Raw genomic sequence first — 24,201 nt, 5'->3', positions numbered from 1 at the left:
AGAATGCCGCCCTGTCACGGCGGAGGTCGCGGGTTCGAGTCCCGTCCGGATCGCATAAGTTTTACAATTTTGACTTTGAAAAAATTGATCCGGTAGTTCAGCTGGTTAGAATGCCGCCCTGTCACGGCGGAGGTCGCGGGTTCGAGTCCCGTCCGGATCGCAACTATTAAATTAAAATAGTGCAAAATGCTTTAAAACGTATGTTTTAAAGCATTTTTTGTTTTATGTCTGTTCAAAGAGAACTAAAAAAGCACAATCTGAAAGTGACCTATTCAGTGACCTGTTGAAACAGGTTTAAAAAGGTCACTGAAAATTCAGACAAACCCTGTTCAGTAGCTAGTTCAGCAACTGAATATCTTGTGATAAGTTTTTGCTAAGGTTAATTTTAAATCTTAAACGCTAAACGATATGAACAAGACATTTAATTTACTTTTCTATGTAAAAAAAGCTAAAATCAATTCTTTAGGAGAGTCTCCTATTTACCTAAGAATTACAATTGATGGCAAAATATCCGAGATCAGCACAAAACGTACAGTAAAGCCTTCAAAATGGAACTCTGCGATGCAGAAGATTAGTGGCTCTTCAGAAGAATGCAGATCACTTAATTTTTATTTAAAAACATTTGAGCAGAGAGTTTATGATACCTATCACGAGTTAATAAGAGATAAGGAAACAGTAACTTGTGACGCTCTTAAAAATAAGTTAGTGGGTAAAGGTAGATTGGCCAGAACACTCATTCCCGTTTTTCAGGATCATAATGATCGAATGGAGAAACTTATAGACAAAGAATTTGCCCAAGGAACATTAACCCGTTATAAGACCTGTCTGAAACATACCAAAGATTTTTTGAAATGGAAATACAGTATTACCGACATTGAAATAAAAAAGATTGATTATGCTTTTCTCAACGATTTTGAATTTTTTTTAAGAACCGAAAGATCCTGTAACAATAATTCTGCGGTAAAGTATATCAAGAATTTTGGTAAGATCATTCGTATCTGTCTTGCAAATGGATGGATGGAAAGAGATCCTTTTATGAACTATCATTCTAAGTTTAATGAAGTGACAAGAATGTTTCTTAATGAAAAGGAAATAGAAGTGCTTTTTGCCAAAGATTTTAAAAATGAGAGATTGTCCTTGGTAAGAGATATTTTCCTGTTTAGCTGTTTTACAGGATTGGCATATATTGATACTCAAAAATTAACACATCAAAATATCAATTTAGGACTTGATGGCTCTCAATGGATCTATACCAAACGTCAGAAAACGAAAACTACCTCAAATATTCCCTTGCTTTCTCAAACAGAGAAAATCATTGAAAAATACAAAAATCATCCTGTATGTCTTAATAGTGGAAAACTTCTTCCTATTCTTAGTAATCAAAAAATGAACGCCTATCTCAAAGAGATTGCAGACCTGTGCGGAATTAACAAAGAATTGACCTATCATATTGCACGCCATACTTTTGCAACAACGATCACTTTATCTAACGGGGTTTCCATTGAAAGTGTAAGTAAAATGCTAGGTCACAAAAGTATTAAGACTACTCAGCATTACGCAAAAATTCTAGATAAAAAAGTTAGTGAGGATATGATGGAATTGAAACAGAAATTTAGTGATAAAAAGAAAATTGCAATAAGTTGTTAGGTTATTTGGGTTGGCTGAAGGATACTTGATTTTAGTAATTTTTGAAATCACTGAGAATATGGAATTATGTGATGTGACTTTTGTACAAAAACTTATTTCTAGGCAACCCAATTTCGTGTTCCTGTGGATAAGGTTCTCTAAAAGTAACACTCACATCTTCCCGAAGACTCCTTTCTAGTTCCAGTGATTTTTCCTTATCCATCGAATATCGGGGATCGGCGATCAGTGGCATCTTTGCCATTTTTGTGATCGTAACGGTCGGAAAATGATAATCTACCTCAACGGTTCCCAATAGAAGATAGATACCGCCTTCCTTAAAAGGAAACCTTCTGAGACTATCAGGGAAGTGGGCTGTGTCAAAATACTGTCCTTCGGCATCGATCCAAGTCCCGAAATACATATCATCCTTCTTTCCGGGATGATTTTTCTTTTTAATGGGAACGTGTTTTTTTGAAATCAGATAGGCTAGCATTTTGACCTGCTTCTTATGATATTTAAGAAGATCCTTTACCAGAACGTGACCTCTGTATTTTGTTTTAAGCAGGTCAAATATAGAGAAGGAAACAGAAAAGCCTAAGATTTCAATTTCATCAAAAGCGTCTTCAAATTTATTCTTTTCAATAATTGGTAATTTATAATCTTTTTGAGGTTCATCAAATAAAGAAATGATCTTAGTTTTATACTGACCTTTTGATAATAAGAATCTGGCTTCGATCAGCAGTTCGTGTTTTTGTTTTCCTGTAAACCTGAAGGCTCCAATAAAAATGAGTGTCTGTAATGATTCAATACCAATGGCTATTCGTTTAACAAAATCCTCAAGCGATTTGTACTCTCCATTGTTTTTTCGTTCTTCAGCAATAAATTGCTTGACCGCAGCTTCAAGCTTTTCAATGTGCAAAAATCCCAAGTACACATCAGTACCATAGACCGTCGTCTGAATTTCACTGAGGTTGACACAAGGATTGTGAATGGTCGCTCCTGCCATTTTAGCTTCGTGCACATAAACTTCTGTTCTATAAAACCCACCACCATTATTGATGGCTGATACCATAAATTCAATGGGGTAGTAGGCCTTTAGATAAAGACTCTGATAACTTTCTACCGCATAAGAGGCAGAATGGGCTTTACAAAAGGAATATCCTGCAAAAGATTCGATCTGTCTGTAGACTTCCTGGGACAATTGTTCAGGATGCCCTTTTTTCTTACAGGATTCAAAGAAGTCATCTTTTAATTTCTGTAAGGCAGATAAGGAGCGTCCTTTGCCGCTCATTGCCCTTCTTAAAACATCACCGTTTTCCGCAGAAACTCCCCCGAAATGAAGTGCTATCTTGATGACATCTTCCTGATAGACCATAATGCCATAGGTTTCTCCTAATTCTTTTTCAAAGACCTCATGGAAATATTCAAATTGATCCGGATGGTTATGTCGGAAGATATACTCGCGCATCATTCCGCTCTGTGCCACTCCTGGACGAATGATAGAGGAGGCAGCCACCAGAACCTTATAATTTTCACATTTCAATCTTCTTAATAATCCACGCATTGCGGGGGATTCAATGTAAAAACAACCGATGGTCTTCCCAATACTTAGATATTCATTGCATTTTGTCTCATTCTTTGAAATCCTTGTGTCTTCAATGTCGACAATAATCCCTTTTTTTTCCTCAATCAACTTGACTGTATCTTTAATTGTTCCTAGTCCTCTTTGTGAGAGGATATCAAATTTTTCAAGGCCTATCTCTTCAGCCGTATGCATATCGAACTGTACGATTGGGAATTCCTTTGGTGGAAACTCCAAAGCAGAATAGTTGGTGATCGGGTCCTCAGAAATTAAGATACCACAGGAATGCATGCTTCTTTGATTAGGAAAACCTATAAGCAATCTTTCATATTTATATACCTCATGGACAATAGAATTCTGATCATGCTGATCTTTCGGTTTTTTAGAGAGTTGATCCAATTCATCCTTAGGAAGCCCAAACACTTTTCCAAGCTCCCTAAATCTTGATCTGCTCTTGAACTCCACATTAGTTCCACAAAAAGCGACGTGGTCCTTTCCATATTTGTTAAAAATATATTCTAGTATGGTATCCCGGTTCTTCCAGCTCCAGTCGATATCAAAATCGGGAGGTGTCTTTCGGTTAAGATTCAGAAACCTCTCAAAATAAAGATCCAATTCCAAAGGACAGATGTCAGTAATTCCAATGCAATAGCTAACAATGGAGTTGGCACCGCTTCCTCGTCCCACATGCATAAATCCTGCTCGTTTGCTGTATTGGATAATGTCCCAAGTAATTAAAAAGTAACCACAAAAATTTAATTGATCAATGACGCCGAGCTCTTTCTCAACTCTTGTCTTTGCTTGTATATTGTCAATAGAATATCGCATTCCCAATCCTTCATAGGCTAATTGTGTCAGCAATTTGAAATCATTCTCTTTGCTATCGGTATAATATTTTTTATTTTTTGGTGTTTTAAAGTCAAAATCGAAGCTACACTCATTGACAATATATTTGGTATTTTCAACGATCTTAGGATATTGACAATACTTCTCCAACAGTTGTCTTTTACCGATAAAGGTCTCATTGTTTTTACAATGATCATCTTCTGTCAATTTTGTTAACAGGGTGTTTCCTGCTATTGCCCTCAAAACCTTATGCAGTTCATATTCTTCCTCCGTCTTAAAGGTCACCGGATGCAATATGACCATTTTATGAATCAGAGCCTTAAATTCAGGATTGAACAATAGGTTTAATTCATCCTGTCTTATTCCTATAAATTCATGTTCCAACAGTTTTTCGGGCATATTTTGTACAGGATAGATAACAAATGTATTTTCCAGATCGGGATTAGCTCTGGAAATTTCAATGCCATCACAATTGTATGCCGTCAAAAGCCTGTTGACCTCTGCAATGCCTTTTGGATTTTTGGCAATACAAACAAAGTACTGCTCATTATTAACCCGCACATCGACCCCAACAATCGGTTTGATGCCTCTTTCCTGACAGAGTCTGTAAAATTGATAGATACCGGTAACCGTATTGATGTCAGTCAGAGCCAAAACCTTTAATCGATGGTCAACAGCCAGCTGAATCAGATCTTCAACAGAAATGGTCCCGTAACGCAGGCTGTGATAAGTATGGCAATTGAGAAACATGAGTGATGCTTTATTTTAAAAATCCTGACGCTCGGCCGACACTGGAAACCCCAAATCGGTTCTTAATATTATCCATCGTTTCATACAGTGAAATGAGCTCTTCCGTATCTTCGAAAAGATCCATCTGATGACAGCCGTGAACCAGTCCTGTGAACTTAACGCCGATCAGCCTTATTCTTATCCTTCTGGTGTATAGCTTCTTAAAAAGTTCCAATACATATCTGAGCAGCGTATGGTCAGCTGAGGTGTACGGAATCTTGCATTGCTTGATCTCGGTGTCGAAATTGGAATATCGGATCTTGACCGAAATTGTTGAGGTCAGCCACTTTTCTTGTCTCAGCTGGAAAGCAAGCTTTTCAACCATCCCGGATAATATGCTTCTGATCTTTAGGATATCGATAGTATCCTGAGAAAACGTATCCTCTGTGGAAATTGATTTCCTTTCGGAATATGGGACAACTGGTGTTTCGTCAATCCCATGTGCTTTTTTCCAAAGTACAGTTCCATTCTTTCCGACCAACTCTTGCAGTACGTCAACAGGCATTTCAGAAAGTGTCTTTATGGTCTTAACACCTAATCTCGAAAAGAGCTGAAAGGTCTCTGGTCCGACCATAGGGATCTTTTTGATCGAAAGAGGATTCAGGAAGTTTTGAATATTGTCCCCCTTTACCTCACACCTGCCAGTAGGTTTGGATTCTCCGGTACCAATTTTAGAAACCGTTTTGTTAGTAGATAATGCAAAACTTATCGGTAGGCCTGTGTTCTTTGTAACTGCATCCGCAATTTCGTTTGTCCATTGGTAACACCCAAAGAATTTATCCATTCCGGAAAGATCCAGATAAAATTCGTCAATACTAGCTTTTTCCAGCACGGGTACTCTTTCCTGAATGACTTCTGTCACCAGATGAGACATATTGGAATAATATTCCATATCTCCTTTGATCACTCTGGCTTCCGGGCACAGTCGCAAAGCCATCTTAATGGGCATTGCCGAACGGACACCAAATTCTCTTGCCTCATACGAGCACGAGGCCACCACACCACGGTCGCCACCTCCAATGATGACCGGCTGTTTCTCCAATACAGAGTTTTTCAGCCGTTCACAGGAGACAAAGAACGTGTCCATATCCATATGCGCAATTGCTCTTTCCATATTGCAAACTTAGTCACGTTTTTAAACAAAATGTGTATATTTGTTGTCATAAATTATGACAATGTCAATTTTTGCAGATAACATCGTGTTTTTAAGAGGTAAGAATAATCTAACGCAGCAGAAGCTGGCGGATGAACTCATTCTTACAAGATCGAGATATGTTTCTTATGAGTATGAAAAGGCAGAACCGCCAATTGATGTGTTGATAAGGATCTCCAAATACTACAATATCAGCATTGATCTTTTAGTTACTGTTGACATTAGAAAATATCCAATTGATGATATTTTGAATTTGCCCAATAATCGGGTAGTCCTGCCTGTTGTTGTGGATAAGGATGGTAATAATTACATTGAGATCGTTCCACAAAAAGCTTCAATGGGTTATTTGAAAGGCTTCAATGATCCTGGCTATATTGAAAAACTTATGAGGATTCTTCTGCCATTTTTAAAAAATGGAAAATACAGAGGCTTTCTGGCAGACGGCGATTCAATGCCACCTTTTGCCGATCAATCGATAATCATCGGAGAATATGTTGAAAAACTGGATGACCTCAAACCTGATAAGGATTATGTTTTTGTGACTAGGGAAGGTATCACTTATAAGACATTTTTAAAGAGAAATAAAAAATCAATTACGTTAGCAGCTGATAATTTATTTTATGAACCTTATGACATTGCATTAGGTGATATAGTTGAAATATGGAGTTATGTAATGGGAATTTTACCTAAAGACTATAAACCTTTAATGCCGGATTATGCCAATTTAAAAATGATGATTGGGGATTTGAAGACCACGATTATAAACCTGGAAAATAAGGTTTTTAGTTTTTAAACATAGTCTGTTAATTAAAGATCTTCCCAAAAAGCAAATTGAAAACACAAATAGAAATGGGATGGCATAAAGAAAAATATTTTAAAAGAAAATTGCAATGAGCCAGCTGAGTTTATTTGATACTGAAGAATTTTACGAGTTTCCAAAAGACCTTTTGGAATATAAAGAAAATTTCTTGAGCAGGGAAGAGGCGGATCGATTGAAAGACCATCTGTTTGAAACGGCTCCATGGGAACAACGTACCCAGAAAATGTATGATAAGACAGTCATAACCCCACGACTAACCGCCTGGTATGGTGATGACAAGAAATCTTCTGAGTCGGCTGATAATAATGCTTCAAGCACCAATCCCTGGACTCCGGAGTTGCTGGCATTAAAAGAAAGAATTGAACAAGAATTCGGTTATAAGTTCAATGGGGTTCTATTAAACCTTTATCGTGACCAAAATGATTCGGTAGCTTGGCACAGAGATAAGGAAAGCAGATATGGAAAAAGGCCTGTTATTGCATCTATCAGCCTCGGTCAGACCAGAAACTTTGATTTCAGAAAAAAAGACCATCATCAGAGCAAATATAGCCTGCCTCTTCCGAACGGTTCGTTGCTTATTATGAAAGGTGATCTTCAGGAACGTTGGGAACATAGGATTGCTAAATCCATTGTGCCTATGAAAGAACGTATCAATTTGACATTTAGGTTGATCCAGGACGCATAATGATTCGTTCTATATTGGCTTTAATATTATTTCGTTGAAATGATTTGTGATCTTGGAGCAGGGATATTGGAAGATAAATATTATATGGAAAAATTAAGATATTATATGGTTTTTTAAAATAAAATTAACATCATGGCTTGCCGTTAAATATCCTTACTTTCTATATTTTTGTCATGGAAATTCTTATTAAAGGTTTTCATGGTTATTAGTTTTTATCCCCATATTATTTGGGGATTTATTTATGATTGTTATTACCATATTCTAAGCTTTAGATTAAATTTAAGAAATAACAAGATAAAATAGTTAAATTATATATTCTTATCTAAAAATCTCTTTTTATAATCCTCTACTTGAAAGGAACTTGAAAAATATTTTTCTTCCAGATTCTGTATGTTGTAATTTCCTACTTTCCAATTCAGAACATCTGAAGTTCTTTCCCAAATTGAATCTGAATTAAACTGATGTTCATTTTGAAAACAAGATGATGGAATCCAATCTTTATTGTGTAATTCTGCTTCGAGTTTATATTTAATTTCATAATCAAGTGATCTAAAATAATTTATATTAACTTTTTTAGCATGTTTATCAACGTCTAAAAATGAAAATAGCTCATTGAAAAAGGAAGCGCAGTATAATTTTAGATTTTCATTTTCTGAATGGACTGAATAAAATCTAGGTCTTATTGTATCGTCAACCAATTTATAATCAATAAGATCTGTAATAATGCATTGTTGATTTAAAACACAAACTGAGTTTAATGTTTCAAATAAATACATTATGTCTTTTGTTAGTACTCCAGACTTGTCTTTAGAGTGATAAAAATTGCATATAGCTTCAGATATCGTACTTTCAGAAGAGTAACCTTTATTAAATGCAAAAATACCTTTAAAAATTGGGGCGGGAGTATTTGTATTTCTAGCTACTTCCCATAATAGATCCATTCCATCGTTAAATTGATTAGAATCTAATGTAGATTTTACTTCTATTACAGCCCGTAGTGCTTTTTCTGGTATAACAACTAATTCTCCTTCCCTAAATAAAGGAGAGAAATTTTGTGAATCATAAATAAGAATGTCACATTGTCTTTTGCATCCTTCCACAAAGCCTGTAGCTACTTCATATTTTTTTGGCAAATATTTTTTTAATATTCCTCTTAATAATTCTTCACGATAGTTTCCTTTAACAGGATTGTGTTGTATTAAGAGCTCAATTCGCTGACTCTTTGATATAATTTCGTCTGCAATTCCTTCTAAAAACCTTTTTTTGTTTTCATATTCTAATGCAAATGCTGATAATTTAATGAATTTTCCTTTAGACTGCTTTTCAAAACTTAACAAACCCTTGCTTACGCTTAATTTTATTAGAGCTTCGGCTTCATTTTCCTTTAAGTTGTAATTATTTTTATAAAAATCTATAATAACCTCTACATCAACCTTTTTTAATGGATTAGTGTAAATAATGTTTTCTATAGCTTTATAAGAAATTGAATAAATTTTTTCGAGATCCAAAAATCTTCCAAAAATTTCAGTTGATGAAGATTTTAGGTCTGGAAATGCGGTACCTTTAAAATCTTCCAATTCAATAATTGTAGGTTCATCTGGAAAATTATACCAAAACGCAGACAACTTTTTATTGGTTGGGTTAATTGTGGCAACGATTAGTTTTATTTCATCAAAATCCTTATCAACATCAATAAATCTCGTTCCTTCTTTAATTTTATCTATTGGGTACATTTTATAGTTATTATTTTGTAAAACAGTAAATAATTTGATTTTCTTTATATTATCATTTTTGCATTATCAATAATATGCAGATATTATAATGTGCTCCCATTGTAGGTTCTGATGTTCCTTATTTTACTGTTGAAGCTAATTCCAATTCCATAAATATTAATCCCAGTTGCTGGTACAACAAAACATTTTCATCCTCCAGATCATAAATTTCAATTGCATATGCGAAAGCTGATATGATTAGGCTTTGCGTTGTTGGGGCAATCGAAGCACAAATGTTCAGCCTTAAACCGAAGCTAAATTAATGAAAAAAAGCTGAAGTTTGCACTTCAGCCCCAATAACGCAAAACCCCTGTTGAACTAAACCTCCGGTAGCTTTTCCCTTCGCTGTTTTATTAACTTTGGTAAAACAACAAAAAATCTTTAAAAATGGCTACAAAAAAAAATCTCCGGAGGAGTTAAGGGTAAACAAAATTCTGAACCGCGCCTCGAGCGAAGTTAGTGGTTTTGCTGAACTGCTGCAACGCTTTGAGCGGAATATTTCTATCCTGGGCAGGAGCCCCAGAACCTTTGATAATTATTCCCGTCATGTGGCGGCCCTGGCGCTTCACTTTGGAACTTTGCCCACCGAACTGGATCCTGAACAGGTCAAAGATTATCTTTTTGAACTGCAGCGGCGGAGCAGAACCCCTTCGCAATCGTATTTTAAGCATACTGTATACGGTCTTCGGTTCCTGCTGAAAACTGAGGGTTTGCCTTATAGTTTTCTGCACCTTCCCACCATTGCTAAAGTGAAGAAACTTCCTGTAATCCTGAGTCGGGAAGAGATCTGGCGTATGCTTCAGAGTGCCGAACTCCTGAAACATAAACTGCTCATCGGTCTGATATACGGCTGTGGACTGCGTTGCATGGAAGTAAGGAATATCGAACTTCAGCATCTGGATTTTGACCGGAAGATGTTGCATGTTGTTCAGGGTAAAGGGAGCAAAGACCGTTACGTTCCCTTGTCGGAACATTTGATCCGGGGACTGAAAACCTTCATCAGTATTGAGAATCCGGTTCAGTATTTATTCAATGGAAACCATAACAGGAATATTGAAGAGATTGATGCGCTCAGCACAGGGGCTTCACGGTCTGCCAGCAAAGATTTCGATTCCCGCTACAGCCAGCGCGGTGTGCAGTGGGTAATAAAAACCATTTCTAAAAAAGCCGGCATCACCAAAGACGTTCACACCCACACGTTGCGGCATTCTTATGCCACACACCTTTTGGAAGACGGCGTTCCGATCATCATGGTACAGAAACTTCTGGGTCATGAGCGTATTGAAAGTACAATGGAATATCTTCATGTGTGCCAGCTCTCGGACCAAAAACCGCACAGTCCTTTGGATACAGTATTTACTTTATGCAGCAGGAATGCAGGCCCGAAGTAAAGGTGCGAATGTAGCAGAAGTTCTTCGCAAAATCAATTTATCATCCCAAAACTTCAGCGTTCATCAGGAAAAGACGCTTAGGGCATTGTCCAACTGCCGGACTTCTGCCTTGGGTGGTCATATTGATACGTGTGATGGTTGCGGAAATCTTTCCATCAGCTACAACTCCTGCCGTAACCGGCACTGTCCGCAGTGTCAGGGACACAAAAAGGAAGAATGGATCCAAAAGCGCGAACAGGACCTCTTGCCCTGCAGCTATTACCATGTGGTTTTTACCCTGCCGGAGGAGTTGAATGGGCTAGCAATATCCCAGCCCCAACTCATTTACAAAGCCTTATTTGAGGCCGCCTGGGCTACTTTAAACCAGTTCGGCAAAACCGAAGGCCTGCAGCTGGGCATGATTGGTGTTTTGCACACGTGGGGACAAAACCTGAGTCTTCATCCGCATCTGCACTGCATTGTTCCGGGTGGTGGCCTCACGATACAGGGAAAATGGAGAAAGAAAGTAAGAACCAACAAATACCTCTTTGCGGTAAAAGCGCTGAGCAAAGTGTTCAGAGCCAAGTTTGTGGCATCCTTAAGAACTTGTGGAATTACTGACCGGGATTTAATGGAGAAACTCTTCACCAAGAACTGGGTCGTATATGCCAAGCGGCCTTTTGGCGGCCCGAAACAGGTGATCGAGTACTTGGGGAGATACACTCACAAAGTCGCCATCAGCAATCACCGCATAAAAGAAGTGACGGATCAGCAGGTCCGTTTTGAGTACAAGGATTACCGCAAAGGCGGCGAAAAAAAGGAAATGACTCTTGCAAACACGGAGTTTGTCCGGAGGTTTTCGATGCATATTTTACCGAAAAGATTTGTAAGGATCCGGCATTACGGCATCCTGAGCAGCAGCTGGAAGCGTGGGAAACTGCAGGCACTGCAATCCGATTTAAAGATCAAGATCCCGGAGGTAACACCCAAAACGCTGCTCCGGAAATGTCGAAGTTGCAAGGAAGGAAACTTAGTCACTATAGCTGTTTTCGGGCAGCGCGGTCCGCCGCAGGATTTTCTTTTCGTCACCCAACCCTTGTCTGCGAACTAAAATTTGTGGGTAAGGGAATCTGTGTTCTGCAGCGAAGAAAAACCTGCAGAAAACCACTCATAAAGGCTACCAAATGCCACAAAAAAAAGCAGTCATTCCAAAAAACTGCTTTGTTACCCTAAATCCTAAAATCGAAAACTCCATAGACGGCCAAAAAAGCTCCCGGAGCTTCCGTTCAACGGGCTTTCATTTCTTGTCCTGCGGACAAAACGAAAGCTTAGTTATTAGCGGTAGTGCTATTTCTTCTCGCCATTGATATTTATATAATTGGAAACATTGCATTGCCATTTACAGATTTGTCAGCCGTAACTTCTTCTTGCATTACGTCCCAATGCTCCACAATTTTTCCATTAATTATTCTAAAAATATCTACGGCAACCATTGGTTTTCCGCCCATCCAACCCGTGTAATGTCCGTGTATCATTACGAAATCTCCTGCGTCTGTCACAATTCCTGGAACGTATTTAAAATCGGGTCCAATAGTGGGTACATATTCTCTCAATATTGTTAAACCGTTTGGAAAAACAGGATTGTGTTGAATGTAATTTTCGTCAAAATATTTGTCAATTGCACTTACATCTTTGTTTACAAACACGCCTGTGATGGCTGATAATGCGATTTCTGAATTTGTCATTTTTTTCTTGTTTTAATTAATTTAATGATACAAAATTATTAACTTTGTCTAAATTATTGCATTAGTATTTAAATATACTCTTAGTACAAAATTATAGACCAATGGAAAATAAAAGGAAAAACAAAGATTTCAATCCACTTAATTGTGGTGTCACGCATTTTCTAAATATAGTTGGCGGTAAATGGAAGGTATTAGTAATTTATGCAGTTAGTAGTAATTGTAATCGTTTTAGCTTGTTGCAGAAAACCATTCCACACATCAGTAAGCAAATGCTGATTAATCAGTTACGTGAGCTTGAAGAAGATGGAATGCTGAATAGAAAGGTCTTTGCGGAAATTCCTCCACGTGTAGAATATGAGCTTACTGAATATGGCAAAACAATGATGCCTGTCATTTCAAATATTCAGCAATGGGGCGAAATAGATATGAAAGATAAGTGTTTGTTTTAGAGGGTTGGTCGTGAAGCATTTCCGCTAACTCCTAAATATATGAAGTAAAATACGAAATAATCCAATCAGTATCTTCCATATCATAGAGACTATCTACAAGATGCCTATCGCTATTAATATCATCTATAAATCCTTGTAAAAAATAAAGTAAGTTTTACGGTGTAGCAAATCTATGAGGTATTAATCGTTCGAAATTGAGATTTTCAATATTTGAATGAATATTTGTTAGAAAGTTCAGGATTTCATTTCCTTTTGGTAGGATATAGATTCCAACATCTCTCTGGTCATATACTGCCCTATAAATATCATTGAACTCAAAAATCTTATATGTAAAAAATTCGTGTAAGTATTGCTCTACCCTTTCAATTTTTGTCATTGGCTTGTAAGTTTATTTATAGATTGAGATTACCAATCCATATTTGCTGAGTTATCAAATATTCCCTGCAAGTGATCACAAAATTTTTCCATAGTATCATTATCGTGCATTGCAGATTCATACATCCCATTGCTTGCATAAGGTAATATTGTGATCAAACCTTGCCCTTGGGTATATGTGAGTGCAGGTTTTAAATTGCTGCTATTCATATCAGAGATAAAAGATTCTATCAAACATATAACTTCATTATCTTTAAATTCCAGTGTGCCTTGAAAAGAAAACCTATTTTTAGTCTTATTAAAGTTCATCATTACTGGTACAGCACCGGCTCCGGAATGAAAATGGAAAGCGCTACCGTCCTTTCCAAATGCACCATGAGCCACAAAGTTCCTTACCTGATTTCTAATTAAAAGTAATTCATCATAATATCCCTTTAACTTGACATCAGATATAGCGGTATTAAATTTAGTTTTCCATTCGGCGTCGATTAATTTTGTGACTTCTTCCCCTGTTTTTATTTTTTGTGTAAGGATAGCAAGATGAATAAATAAATGTTCTGTCCAGCTAAAAAATGATTCAATAGTTGAAATTGCTAACCATTTTGTGCTTTGCCGTATCTTATAGTAATTTTTGGAACCTAGAACAAAAGTGCCATCAATAGAAATCCTTTCATTAGATAATTTTTCTAGTTTCTTATTTTCTGATTTATATAGATTTAGAAAATAGTTAAATCTCTCAAATAAATATCCATTATTATTTACAATATTTATTTCGGAACTCTTGATCGCCTCTGCTGCCAAGTGGTTAAAATAAGGTCTTGAAGATTTTATCGCACCGTTAATTTTCCTACTAATTATTTTTGCATCTTCTTCATCTTCCTTATTTTGAATGAAAACACCAACTCCCATTTTCCTGTGTTCAATCAGAAATGCTTTACCATTAAAATCAATTGGAATAGACCAAGCCAGCTTCTCGAATCTTCCTGTGTCTCTGAAACCTAATAAATTTACAAATAGAAAATAAACTAAGTAGTAATCCTGTATCTCCCTTCCGGCATCACTTCTTTCTGCAAAAAATAAAAGTTTTTCGTTTGCTTTTGTATTATCATCGACTTGCTTTATTGGAAATAATATTTTCAGGGCATTTTCTTTGTATTTTTCAATATCCATATTCCATTATTATTTAAGGTTCTAAGAATTTATTTGTCTGTTAGAATTCATATGCTTGATAGTCTTAATCATATAAAGATGGTGACCATTTTCCTAAGTGAAAAAAAATAATTTTATAACATTTTTAGTTTTATTAATTCATCCAAATTTTGAAGACCTATCTTATTCAAACATTCCACTTTACCTTTCAAAAGAGGAACAGTATGAATTAGTATTTACTGATGGAGAACTTATAGATTTAGAATAAAAATCAGGTGAAGTTTATTCTGTACAAATAATACAGTTTCCACGTGGAAGTTATTTACTTAATTATGGATTTGAAAGTGATATAAGGGAACGATTATTTTGATTTCATTTTTTCCTGATATGACAGAAACGATGACTCAGCGTATTTATTTATTTCTTCATACTCATCACGAAATCTTTTGTAATGTTCGATTGAATTAAAGAAATTAGTTTGCAAGTTGATTTGCCCCAAGACCATACTGAAATAGTAGTTATAAATGCTTTTAAGATCGTCATCCAGTTTATTCAGTAAAAAATAATAGTACATTCTCCAACGAAACCAATCATCATATTTTCCAAAGAATAACCAATTATTAAAATGCATAGTTATATAATGATTCAGAGCATCAACCCTAAACTCATATTCAATTTGAAGATTTTCCTGACCAAACATTTTGCTTTCTAAATCTGCAATTGTACTTGCATATATATTTTTTCCATACATATTTTTAAAAAAAACTCTATGGTAATAATCGTTAGTTTGCAGATAATCATATTTGTCGGTGAGTATATCATCTAACTGAGCAACGAGATGAATTTCCAAATTACTATGCTCAATATTACCGCTTTGCAACCATTTTTTAAAGTTAAAATCTTGGATTAGATCTTTTCCCATATGATTAGCGAATTCGACAGCTCGATCCATAGCATTCCACCAAATTTGAGGTGAAAAATTAATTCCATTCATAAATATAATTTTGGATTATTAGTTTGTGTTGCGAATAGATTTTTGTTTCTGTAAATTAAAGAGGTTCAATTTTCAATATCTGGTTATCTACAATTCTGGTCCCGTTTTCATTATAAATCTGCTTCACAGTTACTTTAATCTTATCATATTTTGGTGTGGGAAAATCCATTAATTCAGAAATGTTTAAAAATCCAAAAGCTTTAGCCAATAAAGCAATATGGCGTGTAGAATATTTATGATTTTCCTTTATATTTTCAACATTACCGACAAAGCTTTTAGTTAAGCCCATTTTTAAACTTAATTTTTCTTGAGAAATTTCTTTCTCCATTCTAAGTCTCTTAATATGATTAATGAAGTCATAATCAAATTGAGTTGTTTCAAAAACAAAAGTTTTTCCCATAATTTTTTTAAAAAATCACACCTATATATTGGTGTATTGAAATTTATTCTTATATTTGTTCTAGCGAATTGATAATTAGCCCTTATAGGGAAATTAAAACGATGTATCTCGGACCGAAAAGACCAATTTTACCTTCGAGATTATCGTGAAATCGCTCCATGTCTAAAAGTTTCTTACTTTTGCATACGGCATGCGAGCGGTTCTCACGTTAGCTTTAGAAGGTAATCTTTAGATGAAAATTTAAAGAAGGGTTTGGTCGCCCTCGGTTCTAAAGTGTGAGACCGTTCCATGCTATTTTTGCATTTAACTCCTCATCTTAAACACATCGTTCCATATATAAAATAATATTTATGAGGACGACATTTTCAACCATTCTGCTTATTTGCCCACCGGAGTAGTCCGCTAGCAAATCAGAAAAAACTAACAGCTTTATGCCACATTTACCTGCTAAATGAGGAATTGGCATAACTGACTTGTTATCGACACACTCCGAAATTCCTTTAAAAGTAAAAGGAAAGCCAGACTACGATTTAAACTCGCACTTTAAAAGTACTCGCTTTCTTTTAATATTCCAAATTATTTTCAGCACGAAGGGAATTTATTACGAAGACAAAAAAAGTGAATGATCTGTATAATGCAGAAGTTTATGGCTTTTTTTTGATTTCAATTAAATGTTTTCTCATTTAGATGACACTTACATTGAGTTTACAACTCATTGCGGCTTTACAGCTTACACGGGACACAATTTCATTCATATTATTTCAAGATGTGCTGGGGCAGGAGGTTTTGCTATGTCCTTACTGAAGCTTCCTCCCAAGCATCATCAAATAGATACACGAAAAACATATTCAAGAAACATAAAGTGTAACGTAACCATAGAAAAATAAAAGCCCTCTCCGCATAAAGTATTTTCGAGTTTACGGAATGCAGAGAAGAGCCGAGTCTAACGAATTAAACCTATTCAAAAGTATGAAAAAAAACTTTTGCAGCCTAAGTCATCTTCAATTGGCTTTTGGCTTCACCTTGCTCGTCTCGGGCGCAGCAATAGGGCAGATGCGAACCATTACGGGCACTGTCACTGAAAATAGCCAACCGGTCAAAGGAGTTTCCGTATTCCAGGAGGGTAGTGATGAAGTGGCTGTAACCAATACAGCAGGTATTTACCGTGTTCAGGTATCAGGTGAAAATCCTGTAATCATTTACCGCCATCCGGACTATCCCGAACGAAAAATCACTTTAGGCAGTAGGATAACCGTCAATATCTCATTCAATAAAGAAAAAGAAATTGAGGAAGTTGTTCTCAACGCAGGGTATTACAAGGTCAAAGACAAAGAAAGAACAGGCAGCATTGCCAAAGTCTCTTCAAAAGACATCGAAAACCAGCCCGTTACAAATGTCCTTTCTGCAGCGCAGGGAAGAATGTCGGGCGTGAGCATTACCCAAAATTCAGGCGTTCCGGGCGGAGGATTTGATATTCAGATCAGAGGAAAGAACAGCATCAGAAGAGAAGGAAATGAACCGCTGTATATTATTGACGGTGTTCCGATCCTTTCAGAAACTCCCTCGTTGTATAGTGCCTCAATTTTACCGTATGCATCCATCAATCCGTTAAACTCGATTAATCCAAATGATATTGAAAGCTTTGAGGTGTTGAAGGACGCCGATGCCACGGCAATCTACGGATCAAGAGGTGCCAACGGAGTGATTATTGTGACGACCAAAAAAGGCAGAAAAGGAAGAACCGATCTTAAGATCAATACCTCTTATTCGCTCAGTACGGTAGCCAATCAATTGAAGCTGCTGAACACTGACGAGTATATCAAGATTAGAAGAGAAGCATTTCAGAATGACGGCATCACCACAATTCCTGCGGCAGCGTATGATTTCAACGGAGTGTGGGATCAGACCCGAAACACAGACTGGCAGAAAGAACTTATAGGCAATACGGCAGAAGCTTCGGTCGTCCAGCTTTCTTTAAGCGGAGGTTCTGAAAACACCTCTTATTTGATCAGCTACGGACATAACGAACAAACTACAGTATTTCCTGCCGATTTCAGATACAAAACCAATAATCTAACAGGAAATTTCAGTTACAGAACACCTGATAAAAAACTGGAAGTCAATCTCAGCAATACCTTTTCATTTCAGGACAATAATGTCCTGAATGATGATTTGACGAAGAGAAGCTTTACTTTGAGTCCGAATGCTCCGTCACTCTACAATCCGGATGGTTCATTGAATTGGGAAAACAATACGTTTACGAATCCTTTGGGTGTTTTTCAAAGTGAATATCTCAATTCGAGCAACTTTATTAATAGCGGAGCGCAGATTTCGTACCGCTTATTTCCGTTCGTCACCTTAAAATTCAACGGAGGTTTAACGTATCAGAATTTTGAAGAGTTTTCACTCAAGCCCCACACGATGTACAATCCCTCATCAGGATTGACGAGCGCAAGTTCCACATCTTTTAAAAACAATTCTTCTACATTTTCTTATATTCTGGAACCCCAATTGGTCGCCAATCAAAGCTGGGGAAACCACAGCCTCGAAATGTTACTGGGAACGACCTTACAGCAGTCGGAAACCAATCAGGGTTCTATACAGGGTTATGGCTTTGAGAGCAATGCCCTGATTCAGAATTTAGGAGCAGCCAAAACAAAAGTCATCAGTGATCAGGTCCGAAACCAATATTACTACAATGCTGTGTTTGCAAGAATCAATTATCAATTCATGAAAAGATACATCGTCAACCTTACAGGAAGACGGGACGGCTCAAGCCGATTTGGACCCGATAACCGTTTCGGAAACTTTGGAGCTATAGGTGCAGCATGGCTGGTTTCAGAGGAAAGCTGGATGAAAAATATTTCTTGGCTGAGCTTTGCCAAGATCAGAGGAAGTGTCGGAACTTCCGGAAATGACAGGATCGGAGATTATCAGTATCTCAATACCTATACGATCTCATCCAATATCTACAATAACATCACCGCTCTGAATCCTTCAAGACTGTACAATCCCAATTTCAGTTGGGAGAAAACATTAAAGAAAGAAGTAGCCTTGGAATTATCATTTCTGAAAAGCAAAATTAATTTTTCAGCAGCATACTATAACAATACATCATCCAATCAATTGGTGGGTATTCCATTACCAGCTACCACAGGATTTGCTACGATACAATCCAATCTCCCTGCAAAGGTTCAGAATACAGGTTGGGAATTTGAGACATCTGTGCAGGTATTGAAGGGAAGTAAGTTGAAGTATGATACTTCGTTCAATCTTTCTGTACCACAGAGTAAACTACTGGAATTTCCAAATCTGGAAGGATCAACCTATGCCAATCAGTATGTTTTAGGATATCCGATGTCACTCGTTAAAGTCTATCAGTTTGAAGGAGTGAATCCTTCCACGGGTTTATACCAATTTACCGACTTTGACGGAGACGGAAAGATCAATTCTCCCAATGACAATAAAGTGATTGAAAGAATAGGCGTAAGATTTTTCGGAGGCTGGTCTAGCAATTTCCGTTACGAACAATGGTCGGCATCATTTCTTTGGCAATTTGTGAAGCAGAGAAACTGGAATTACAATCGTCAGATGCTGGTACCGGGTTCTATGAGCAATCAGCCTGTAGAAGTTTTGGATCTTTGGTCACCTTCAAATCCTTCGGGAATGTATATGCCGTACAGTTCGGGAGCCAATGCTCAAAAGAATGCTTCGCATGTATTGTTTCAAAATTCTACTGCTGCGATTGGCGATGCATCATTCATCAGACTGAAAAATGTACAGTTGAATTACAGCATTCCTGTTCAGAAATTTGGAATCAGAGAAGCAATGATTTATGTGCAGGGACAAAACCTCTTGACCATTACAAAATATTTTGGGGTCGACCCTGAATTTGTACTGACAGGATATTTACCTCCATTGAAAACCTACTCATTAGGCTTTCAGCTGACCTTTTAAAATGTTAAAACTTCTTCGAATTTGACAGTGTAAAAAGGTAAGTTTTATAGAAGCAATAATTAGATACTGTAAAATTTAATCCTTTAAGAACTTGAGACTTGTTGAATGTAGGTTTTCTATTGTGAATTTAAAAGTCAGATGATGTAAAAATTTCACATTCTAAGAATTGAATAAAAATTAAATCTTTAAAAAATTAAAAAAATGAAAACAAGAATAGAACATATTATTGTGGCAGCAATATTATCTGCTGTACTAACTACCACTATTTCCTGCGAAAAATTTGTGGAAACCGATTTTCCCAATAACCAACTTCCGACAGAAGTTGTTTTTGAAGACGAGCAAACCGCTGAAGCAGCATTGGCAGGACTGTATGCAGGACTTTGGACGAACTCGCTTATTTCGGGAGGCATCGACGGAATGGGTGCTTTGATGGGGACGTATGCTGATGATCTGACTTGTGTGTACACATCAGGATCAAACGGTATTTTAGATATAGCAAACAATCAGCAGGTGGCTACCAATACCGTTGTAACGACAGCTTGGACGAACGCTTACGGGCAGATTTATGCTGCCAACAGCATCATTGAAGGGGTAACCAATTCAAAATCATTAAGCCAGGCATCCAAAGACCGCATCAAAGGTGAAGCATTATTCGTGCGCTCTATCATCTACTTTAATCTCTATCAGATTTTTGGAGAAATAGCTTACACAGAAACAACCAATTATGTCATCAACAGCCAATTGGGCAGAATGGACAAAGATCAGTTCCTCATAAAACTAGAAACCGATTTGTCTGAGGCGGTTAATCTTTTACCATCCGCTTACAGAAATGCAGAAAGAATCTATCCCAACAAATTTGCAGGATATATGGCATTGGCAAAGATGAAAATGCTACTTAAGAAATGGGTGGAAGCAGAAGTGCTTTGCAGTACGATATTGCAATCATCTCAATATACATTTCAAACCGATCCTTCAAAAGTATTTCAAAAAAATGGAACCCATATCATTTGGCAATTGAAGCCAAAAAACACGAATGATGCGACCAAAGAGGCGTCACTGTATAACTTTACTGGCGCACCTTTATCGTTTGTTCTCAATCTGAATCTCATCAATACATTTTCTTCGGGAGATTTGCGGAGACAGCATTATATCACGGCAGTACCTTTTAACCAACAGATCAATTACCGCTCTTCAAAATATAAAAACCTTGCGGTCAATAATCCCAATGAATATTCAATAATCTATCGTCTGGACGAAGTCAATTTCATGATGGCGGAAAGCCTGATCGAGCAAAACCGAGCAGGAGACGCCGTTCCTTATATCAACCATTGTCGCCAACGGGCAGGATTACCGGCACTCAGCACATCATTATCCGTTTCGGCAGCAACCACAGAATTGAGAGAAGAAAAGCGCAGGGAGTTTTTTGTGGAACACGGCATCCGTTTTTTTGATCTGAAAAGATGGGGATTGCTTGACCAGTTGATTTCGGTAAAACCCAATTGGAAAAGCGATTATGCTCAATGGCCGATTCCACAGAAAGAATTGCTGCTCAATCCAAATCTTAATCCCCAAAATACAGGATATTGATGAATAAAAGAAGTTGGAATAATATAAAAAATAAGAAAAATGTAATTAATGATAATAATGAGATGAAAACGATTCAAAAAATAGGGCTCCTCATTGTGTTAACTTTTCTGTTGTTGCCGTTACATCTAAACGGACAACATGATCTGAAAAAATTGGAATCATTGGTAGAAAAAGCCGAAGTCCCGGATTTTCTGAAAATGTCTGATGATGGAAAATGGGTAAGCTGGCTGATGAAATATGAAAATAAACCGCCTATTTATATTTTACAAAATGTAAAAGATCAAACTCAAAAATTTGAGAGGAAATCAGTCAAGACTTCATTTTTTATGGGTAGTGAAAAATTCGCTTTTTTGATTGGCTACCAATTAGAACTTATTAATTTGTCAGACAGCAGTATTGAATCAAAAGACCATGTTAAGACGATTGATCAGATGAAACCGCAATCTTTATTTCTGATTCATTACGATGAGCATCAGAATAACAGGTTGGAAGTCTATGGTAAAAACGGAAAACAGCTACAATCGATTGATCACGTCATACGATTTCTGACGGTTGAAAATGAATTGATTGCATGGACGAAAAATGACTCTAAAGCACGAGGAATTCAAGTATGGAAAATCGAAAGGAGCAATAAAGAACTCATTGCAAATACTTCAGAAGAAATAATCAATATCTGGAAAGCCCATACTACGGAAGGTGGCTATCTCATTTTTGGTAAAGATAAATGCAAAGACAAAAAAAATGTCATAGACAATGATAAGGAAAACGATAAAAGCAAAGAAGAATATACTTTAAAGCACTATTCGGATAATCAACATCTGCCAAGAAATCTTGATCTGATGAATAGTCAAGATTATCATTTTGTAAGTGTTGAACGGTCATCTGATTCCGATGCGTTATTCCTTACCCTTTTCAGAAAAAAGAAGAAAGCGAGAAAAATGACTGAGATCTGGTACGGAGTTGAAAAAGATCTTACTCCTCATATAAAGGATGTTCAGATTGAGGAAAAACTTTTATGGTATCCTAAAACAGGCAAAGTAATCCAAATGGATTCATTATTTCATTCTGAAATAGCGATTGGAAACTTCGGCGATTTTTTGAAGATAAAGAAAGATCAAACGTTGGTGGATCATTACGATAACTCTTATCGCCCTGTCAAAGACTCACTGTTTATATGGAATTCTAAAACCGATATACACCGTTTTGTAAAGGTGATTGGTGAAAAGCTATATATTTCACCAGACAGAAAATGGATGTTGAATGCAGATCAAGATGGATGGTCTCTTTTGAATACCTGTACCCAGCAAATGACAAAGCTCAGCATGAACCCGAAAGCGACTCCTTATTTTTCAGATGCTGAAAAAGTGCTGTGGGTAAATGAAAACCAAGTTTGGGAGCAAAACCTCAGAAATGGACAAAAGACCCAAAAAGCAACGTTCGATGGTGATGACATTGAGATTCTGAACAGTGAACGTGAAAATTTTAAAAACGGTCTACCGAGGGAATTTATTTCGGTAGATTATCACAAGCCGTTGATTCTCCGTATTTCAAAGGGTGACCAAGTGAAATCATTTATAGAATGGAAGAACGGAAGAGCAACAACGATAGTACCTGAAACCACCAATAAAATCAGTAATTTCATTTACAATGATGATCTGTCAGACTTTGTTTGGGTTCAGGAGAACTTTAATAAAGTGCCTACGGTAGTGTTTAAGCAAAAAGAAAAAAAAGACCATATCGTTTTCACTTCCAATGTCCATGATAAAACTGCAGAAGAAATCAGGAAGATTCAGCTGTTCTACAAAGGAGCAACAGAAGAAACTTTAACTGCTACTTTATTTTTACCTTATGATTATGATCCGGATAAAAAGTATCCTGTTGTTTTAAACATCTATCAGAGACAGCAGAAAGGGACATCCGCTTTTTTACTACCGACATTTAAGAATGGAAGGGGTTTTAATGCACGGTTACTGTTGGAATCTGGCTATATGGTTTTGATTCCGGACATTACCTATGGTGAGCAGGGTCCCGGACTTTCAGCAGTGGAATGTATTCACAATGTATTGGATGAACTGATTAAAATAAAACAGGTAGATGCAGGGCGCATTGCTTTGACGGGGCAGTCTTTCGGAGGTTATCAGACTAATTTTATTGCCACGCACTCAAATCAATTTGCAACTTTTATTTCGGGGGCATCGGTGTCTGATATTATCCATACCTCATATTCTTTTAATCATCAGTATGGAGGACCGGATTACAGGAGATATGAATACGGACAGTTTGGGATGGGAGGAAGCTTTGTTGAAAAGAAACAGAAGTATATTAATAACAATCCATTGTATTTTGCGTCAGAAGTGAAGAGTCCGATGTTTTTGTGGACTGGGGAAAAGGATGACAATGTAGACCGTGAGGAAACCCGGTCGTTTTTCAATGTCCTTCGTAAATACCGAAAACCGGTTGTTGCGGTATTTTACCAGGAAGAAGGTCATTCACTTATTAGTAAAATCGAGCAGAAAGATTTGTCCATAAGAATGCTGGAATGGCTGGATTATTTTTTAAAAGATAAAAGAGATGTTGAATGGATTGATAAACAAATGAAGGGCGCCTTGTAGCACCCTTCACCTTTTTAATTAGTTAGGAATTTCATACAGTGGATTCCCGCAAGAGGTTCCACCTGCATTTTGCAATAGATTATGAGTGTTGACCCCATCAGACCAGGTACATACTTCCGTAATAACGTCTGGCTGACATGATTTTTCTGTCATAATACATTTTTCAACAGGTGCTAACGGATCAAAACGATAACCGTTTTCCGCTAAACTGTTTTTTTTCACAACGCTTGTAGCGTACGCACTCCCTGCGCCTAAAAGCAATACTGCTAAGGGCAATGCAATTTTTCTCA

General features: G+C 36.9%; 18 protein-coding genes and 2 tRNA genes (1 of these 20 cut by a window edge). 11 read left to right on the top strand and 9 right to left on the bottom strand.

The features are described from left to right. From RTX21_RS08605 to RTX21_RS08595, 3 genes are all read left to right on the top strand, one after another. Positions 1-53 (top strand) — tRNA-Asp (locus RTX21_RS08605) (it extends 121 nt beyond the left edge of the window). A 33-nt stretch (positions 54-86) separates the two neighbouring features. Then, positions 87-160: transfer RNA gene (locus RTX21_RS08600), tRNA-Asp, on the top strand. 248 nt (positions 161-408) lie between these two features. Then, positions 409-1,647 (top strand): site-specific integrase, encoded by a 1,239-nt coding sequence (locus tag RTX21_RS08595; protein WP_312766853.1) that lies wholly within the window; start codon positions 409-411, stop codon positions 1,645-1,647. A 64-nt stretch (positions 1,648-1,711) separates the two neighbouring features. Here the strand turns inward: RTX21_RS08595 and RTX21_RS08590 are convergent, their stop codons facing one another. Together RTX21_RS08590 and dinB are read right to left on the bottom strand one after the other, a co-directional pair. Then, the gene (locus tag RTX21_RS08590) at positions 1,712-4,804 is read right to left on the bottom strand and encodes a DNA polymerase III subunit alpha (protein WP_066440291.1); all 3,093 of its coding nucleotides are present in this window, start codon (positions 4,802-4,804) and stop codon (positions 1,712-1,714) included. Positions 4,805-4,814: 10 nt separating this feature from the next. Then, positions 4,815-5,957: a DNA polymerase IV gene (gene dinB, locus RTX21_RS08585; protein ID WP_066440292.1), complete on the bottom strand. Its 1,143-nt coding sequence runs from the start codon at positions 5,955-5,957 to the stop codon at positions 4,815-4,817. Between the two features lie 61 nt (positions 5,958-6,018). Between dinB and RTX21_RS08580 the strand changes: the two genes are divergently transcribed. Continuing rightward, positions 6,019-6,789: an XRE family transcriptional regulator gene (locus RTX21_RS08580; RefSeq protein WP_066440293.1), complete on the top strand. Its 771-nt coding sequence runs from the start codon at positions 6,019-6,021 to the stop codon at positions 6,787-6,789. A gap of 97 nt (positions 6,790-6,886) precedes the next feature. Beyond that, entirely contained in the window at positions 6,887-7,501 is a 615-nt protein-coding gene (locus tag RTX21_RS08575; RefSeq protein WP_066440294.1) for an alpha-ketoglutarate-dependent dioxygenase AlkB, read from the top strand. Positions 7,502-7,809: 308 nt separating this feature from the next. On the opposite strand, the gene RTX21_RS08570 is transcribed toward RTX21_RS08575, so the two are convergent. Then, positions 7,810-9,234, bottom strand: coding sequence for a DUF6602 domain-containing protein (locus RTX21_RS08570; protein WP_066440296.1), 1,425 nt, complete (start codon positions 9,232-9,234; stop codon positions 7,810-7,812). 398 nt (positions 9,235-9,632) lie between these two features. Here RTX21_RS08570 and RTX21_RS08565 point away from each other — a divergent pair, with 398 nt between their 5' ends. Next, a complete protein-coding gene (locus tag RTX21_RS08565; RefSeq protein WP_312766840.1) occupies positions 9,633-10,664 on the top strand; it encodes a tyrosine-type recombinase/integrase in 1,032 nt (343 codons plus the stop codon). Continuing rightward, entirely contained in the window at positions 10,648-11,754 is a 1,107-nt protein-coding gene (locus RTX21_RS08560; protein ID WP_312766839.1) for an IS91 family transposase, read from the top strand. Before RTX21_RS08565 ends, RTX21_RS08560 begins: the two co-directional genes overlap by 17 nt. A gap of 259 nt (positions 11,755-12,013) precedes the next feature. Here the strand turns inward: RTX21_RS08560 and RTX21_RS08555 are convergent, their stop codons facing one another. Further along, positions 12,014-12,388: a nuclear transport factor 2 family protein gene (locus RTX21_RS08555; RefSeq protein WP_066440298.1), complete on the bottom strand. Its 375-nt coding sequence runs from the start codon at positions 12,386-12,388 to the stop codon at positions 12,014-12,016. 101 nt (positions 12,389-12,489) lie between these two features. On the opposite strand from RTX21_RS08555, the gene RTX21_RS08550 reads away from it, so the two are divergent. After that, positions 12,490-12,837, top strand: a complete 348-nt coding sequence (locus RTX21_RS08550) for a winged helix-turn-helix transcriptional regulator (RefSeq protein WP_066440300.1) — start codon at positions 12,490-12,492, stop codon at positions 12,835-12,837. A 154-nt stretch (positions 12,838-12,991) separates the two neighbouring features. Here RTX21_RS08550 and RTX21_RS08545 read toward each other — a convergent pair whose 3' ends face one another. From RTX21_RS08545 to RTX21_RS08530, 4 genes are all read right to left on the bottom strand, one after another. Then, the gene (locus tag RTX21_RS08545; RefSeq protein ID WP_066440302.1) at positions 12,992-13,213 is read right to left on the bottom strand and encodes a hypothetical protein; all 222 of its coding nucleotides are present in this window, start codon (positions 13,211-13,213) and stop codon (positions 12,992-12,994) included. A gap of 29 nt (positions 13,214-13,242) precedes the next feature. Beyond that, positions 13,243-14,382 carry a hypothetical protein gene (locus tag RTX21_RS08540; protein ID WP_168638744.1) on the bottom strand — a complete coding sequence of 380 codons (1,140 nt, stop codon included), beginning with the start codon at positions 14,380-14,382 and terminating at the stop codon, positions 13,243-13,245. A gap of 340 nt (positions 14,383-14,722) precedes the next feature. Further along, positions 14,723-15,355 (bottom strand): hypothetical protein, encoded by a 633-nt coding sequence (locus RTX21_RS08535; protein WP_066436717.1) that lies wholly within the window; start codon positions 15,353-15,355, stop codon positions 14,723-14,725. A 55-nt stretch (positions 15,356-15,410) separates the two neighbouring features. After that, entirely contained in the window at positions 15,411-15,755 is a 345-nt protein-coding gene (locus tag RTX21_RS08530; RefSeq protein WP_066436715.1) for a helix-turn-helix domain-containing protein, read from the bottom strand. 969 nt (positions 15,756-16,724) lie between these two features. Here RTX21_RS08530 and RTX21_RS08525 point away from each other — a divergent pair. From RTX21_RS08525 to RTX21_RS08515, 3 genes are all read left to right on the top strand, one after another. Further along, positions 16,725-19,712 carry a SusC/RagA family TonB-linked outer membrane protein gene (locus RTX21_RS08525; protein ID WP_168638743.1) on the top strand — a complete coding sequence of 996 codons (2,988 nt, stop codon included), beginning with the start codon at positions 16,725-16,727 and terminating at the stop codon, positions 19,710-19,712. Positions 19,713-19,913: 201 nt separating this feature from the next. Then, positions 19,914-21,299 carry a RagB/SusD family nutrient uptake outer membrane protein gene (locus RTX21_RS08520; RefSeq protein ID WP_168638742.1) on the top strand — a complete coding sequence of 462 codons (1,386 nt, stop codon included), beginning with the start codon at positions 19,914-19,916 and terminating at the stop codon, positions 21,297-21,299. Continuing rightward, complete coding sequence (locus RTX21_RS08515) at positions 21,299-23,911, top strand: prolyl oligopeptidase family serine peptidase (RefSeq protein WP_312766825.1); 2,613 nt, start codon at positions 21,299-21,301, stop codon at positions 23,909-23,911. The genes RTX21_RS08520 and RTX21_RS08515 overlap by 1 nt, the downstream gene beginning before the upstream one ends. 18 nt (positions 23,912-23,929) lie before the next feature. Here RTX21_RS08515 and RTX21_RS08510 read toward each other — a convergent pair whose 3' ends face one another. After that, positions 23,930-24,187 carry a hypothetical protein gene (locus RTX21_RS08510; RefSeq protein WP_312766824.1) on the bottom strand — a complete coding sequence of 86 codons (258 nt, stop codon included), beginning with the start codon at positions 24,185-24,187 and terminating at the stop codon, positions 23,930-23,932. Positions 24,188-24,201 lie beyond the last annotated feature (14 nt).

Origin of the sequence: Epilithonimonas sp. (assembly GCF_032054305.1) — a bacterium.
In the GTDB taxonomy this organism is placed as follows: Bacteria; Bacteroidota; Bacteroidia; order Flavobacteriales; family Weeksellaceae; genus Epilithonimonas.
Note: the sequence above shows the minus strand (reverse complement) of the source record. Positions and strands in the feature narration are given on the sequence as shown.

Bases quoted from the DNA above. Each gene is read 5' to 3' on its own strand.
- RTX21_RS08535 (WP_066436717.1), bottom strand. From the start codon at position 15,355: ATGAATGGAATTAATTTTTCACCTCAAATTTGGTGGAATGCTATGGAT.
- RTX21_RS08560 (WP_312766839.1), top strand. From the start codon at position 10,648: ATGCAGGCCCGAAGTAAAGGTGCGAATGTAGCAGAAGTTCTTCGCAAA.
- RTX21_RS08570 (WP_066440296.1), bottom strand. From the start codon at position 9,234: ATGTACCCAATAGATAAAATTAAAGAAGGAACGAGATTTATTGATGTT.
- RTX21_RS08530 (WP_066436715.1), bottom strand. From the start codon at position 15,755: ATGGGAAAAACTTTTGTTTTTGAAACAACTCAATTTGATTATGACTTC.
- RTX21_RS08525 (WP_168638743.1), top strand. From the start codon at position 16,725: ATGAAAAAAAACTTTTGCAGCCTAAGTCATCTTCAATTGGCTTTTGGC.
- RTX21_RS08540 (WP_168638744.1), bottom strand. From the start codon at position 14,382: ATGGATATTGAAAAATACAAAGAAAATGCCCTGAAAATATTATTTCCA.
- RTX21_RS08515 (WP_312766825.1), top strand. From the start codon at position 21,299: ATGAATAAAAGAAGTTGGAATAATATAAAAAATAAGAAAAATGTAATT.
- RTX21_RS08555 (WP_066440298.1), bottom strand. From the start codon at position 12,388: ATGACAAATTCAGAAATCGCATTATCAGCCATCACAGGCGTGTTTGTA.
- RTX21_RS08580 (WP_066440293.1), top strand. From the start codon at position 6,019: ATGTCAATTTTTGCAGATAACATCGTGTTTTTAAGAGGTAAGAATAAT.
- RTX21_RS08550 (WP_066440300.1), top strand. From the start codon at position 12,490: ATGGAAAATAAAAGGAAAAACAAAGATTTCAATCCACTTAATTGTGGT.
- RTX21_RS08590 (WP_066440291.1), bottom strand. From the start codon at position 4,804: ATGTTTCTCAATTGCCATACTTATCACAGCCTGCGTTACGGGACCATT.
- RTX21_RS08520 (WP_168638742.1), top strand. From the start codon at position 19,914: ATGAAAACAAGAATAGAACATATTATTGTGGCAGCAATATTATCTGCT.
- RTX21_RS08545 (WP_066440302.1), bottom strand. From the start codon at position 13,213: ATGACAAAAATTGAAAGGGTAGAGCAATACTTACACGAATTTTTTACA.
- dinB (WP_066440292.1), bottom strand. From the start codon at position 5,957: ATGGAAAGAGCAATTGCGCATATGGATATGGACACGTTCTTTGTCTCC.
- RTX21_RS08575 (WP_066440294.1), top strand. From the start codon at position 6,887: ATGAGCCAGCTGAGTTTATTTGATACTGAAGAATTTTACGAGTTTCCA.
- RTX21_RS08595 (WP_312766853.1), top strand. From the start codon at position 409: ATGAACAAGACATTTAATTTACTTTTCTATGTAAAAAAAGCTAAAATC.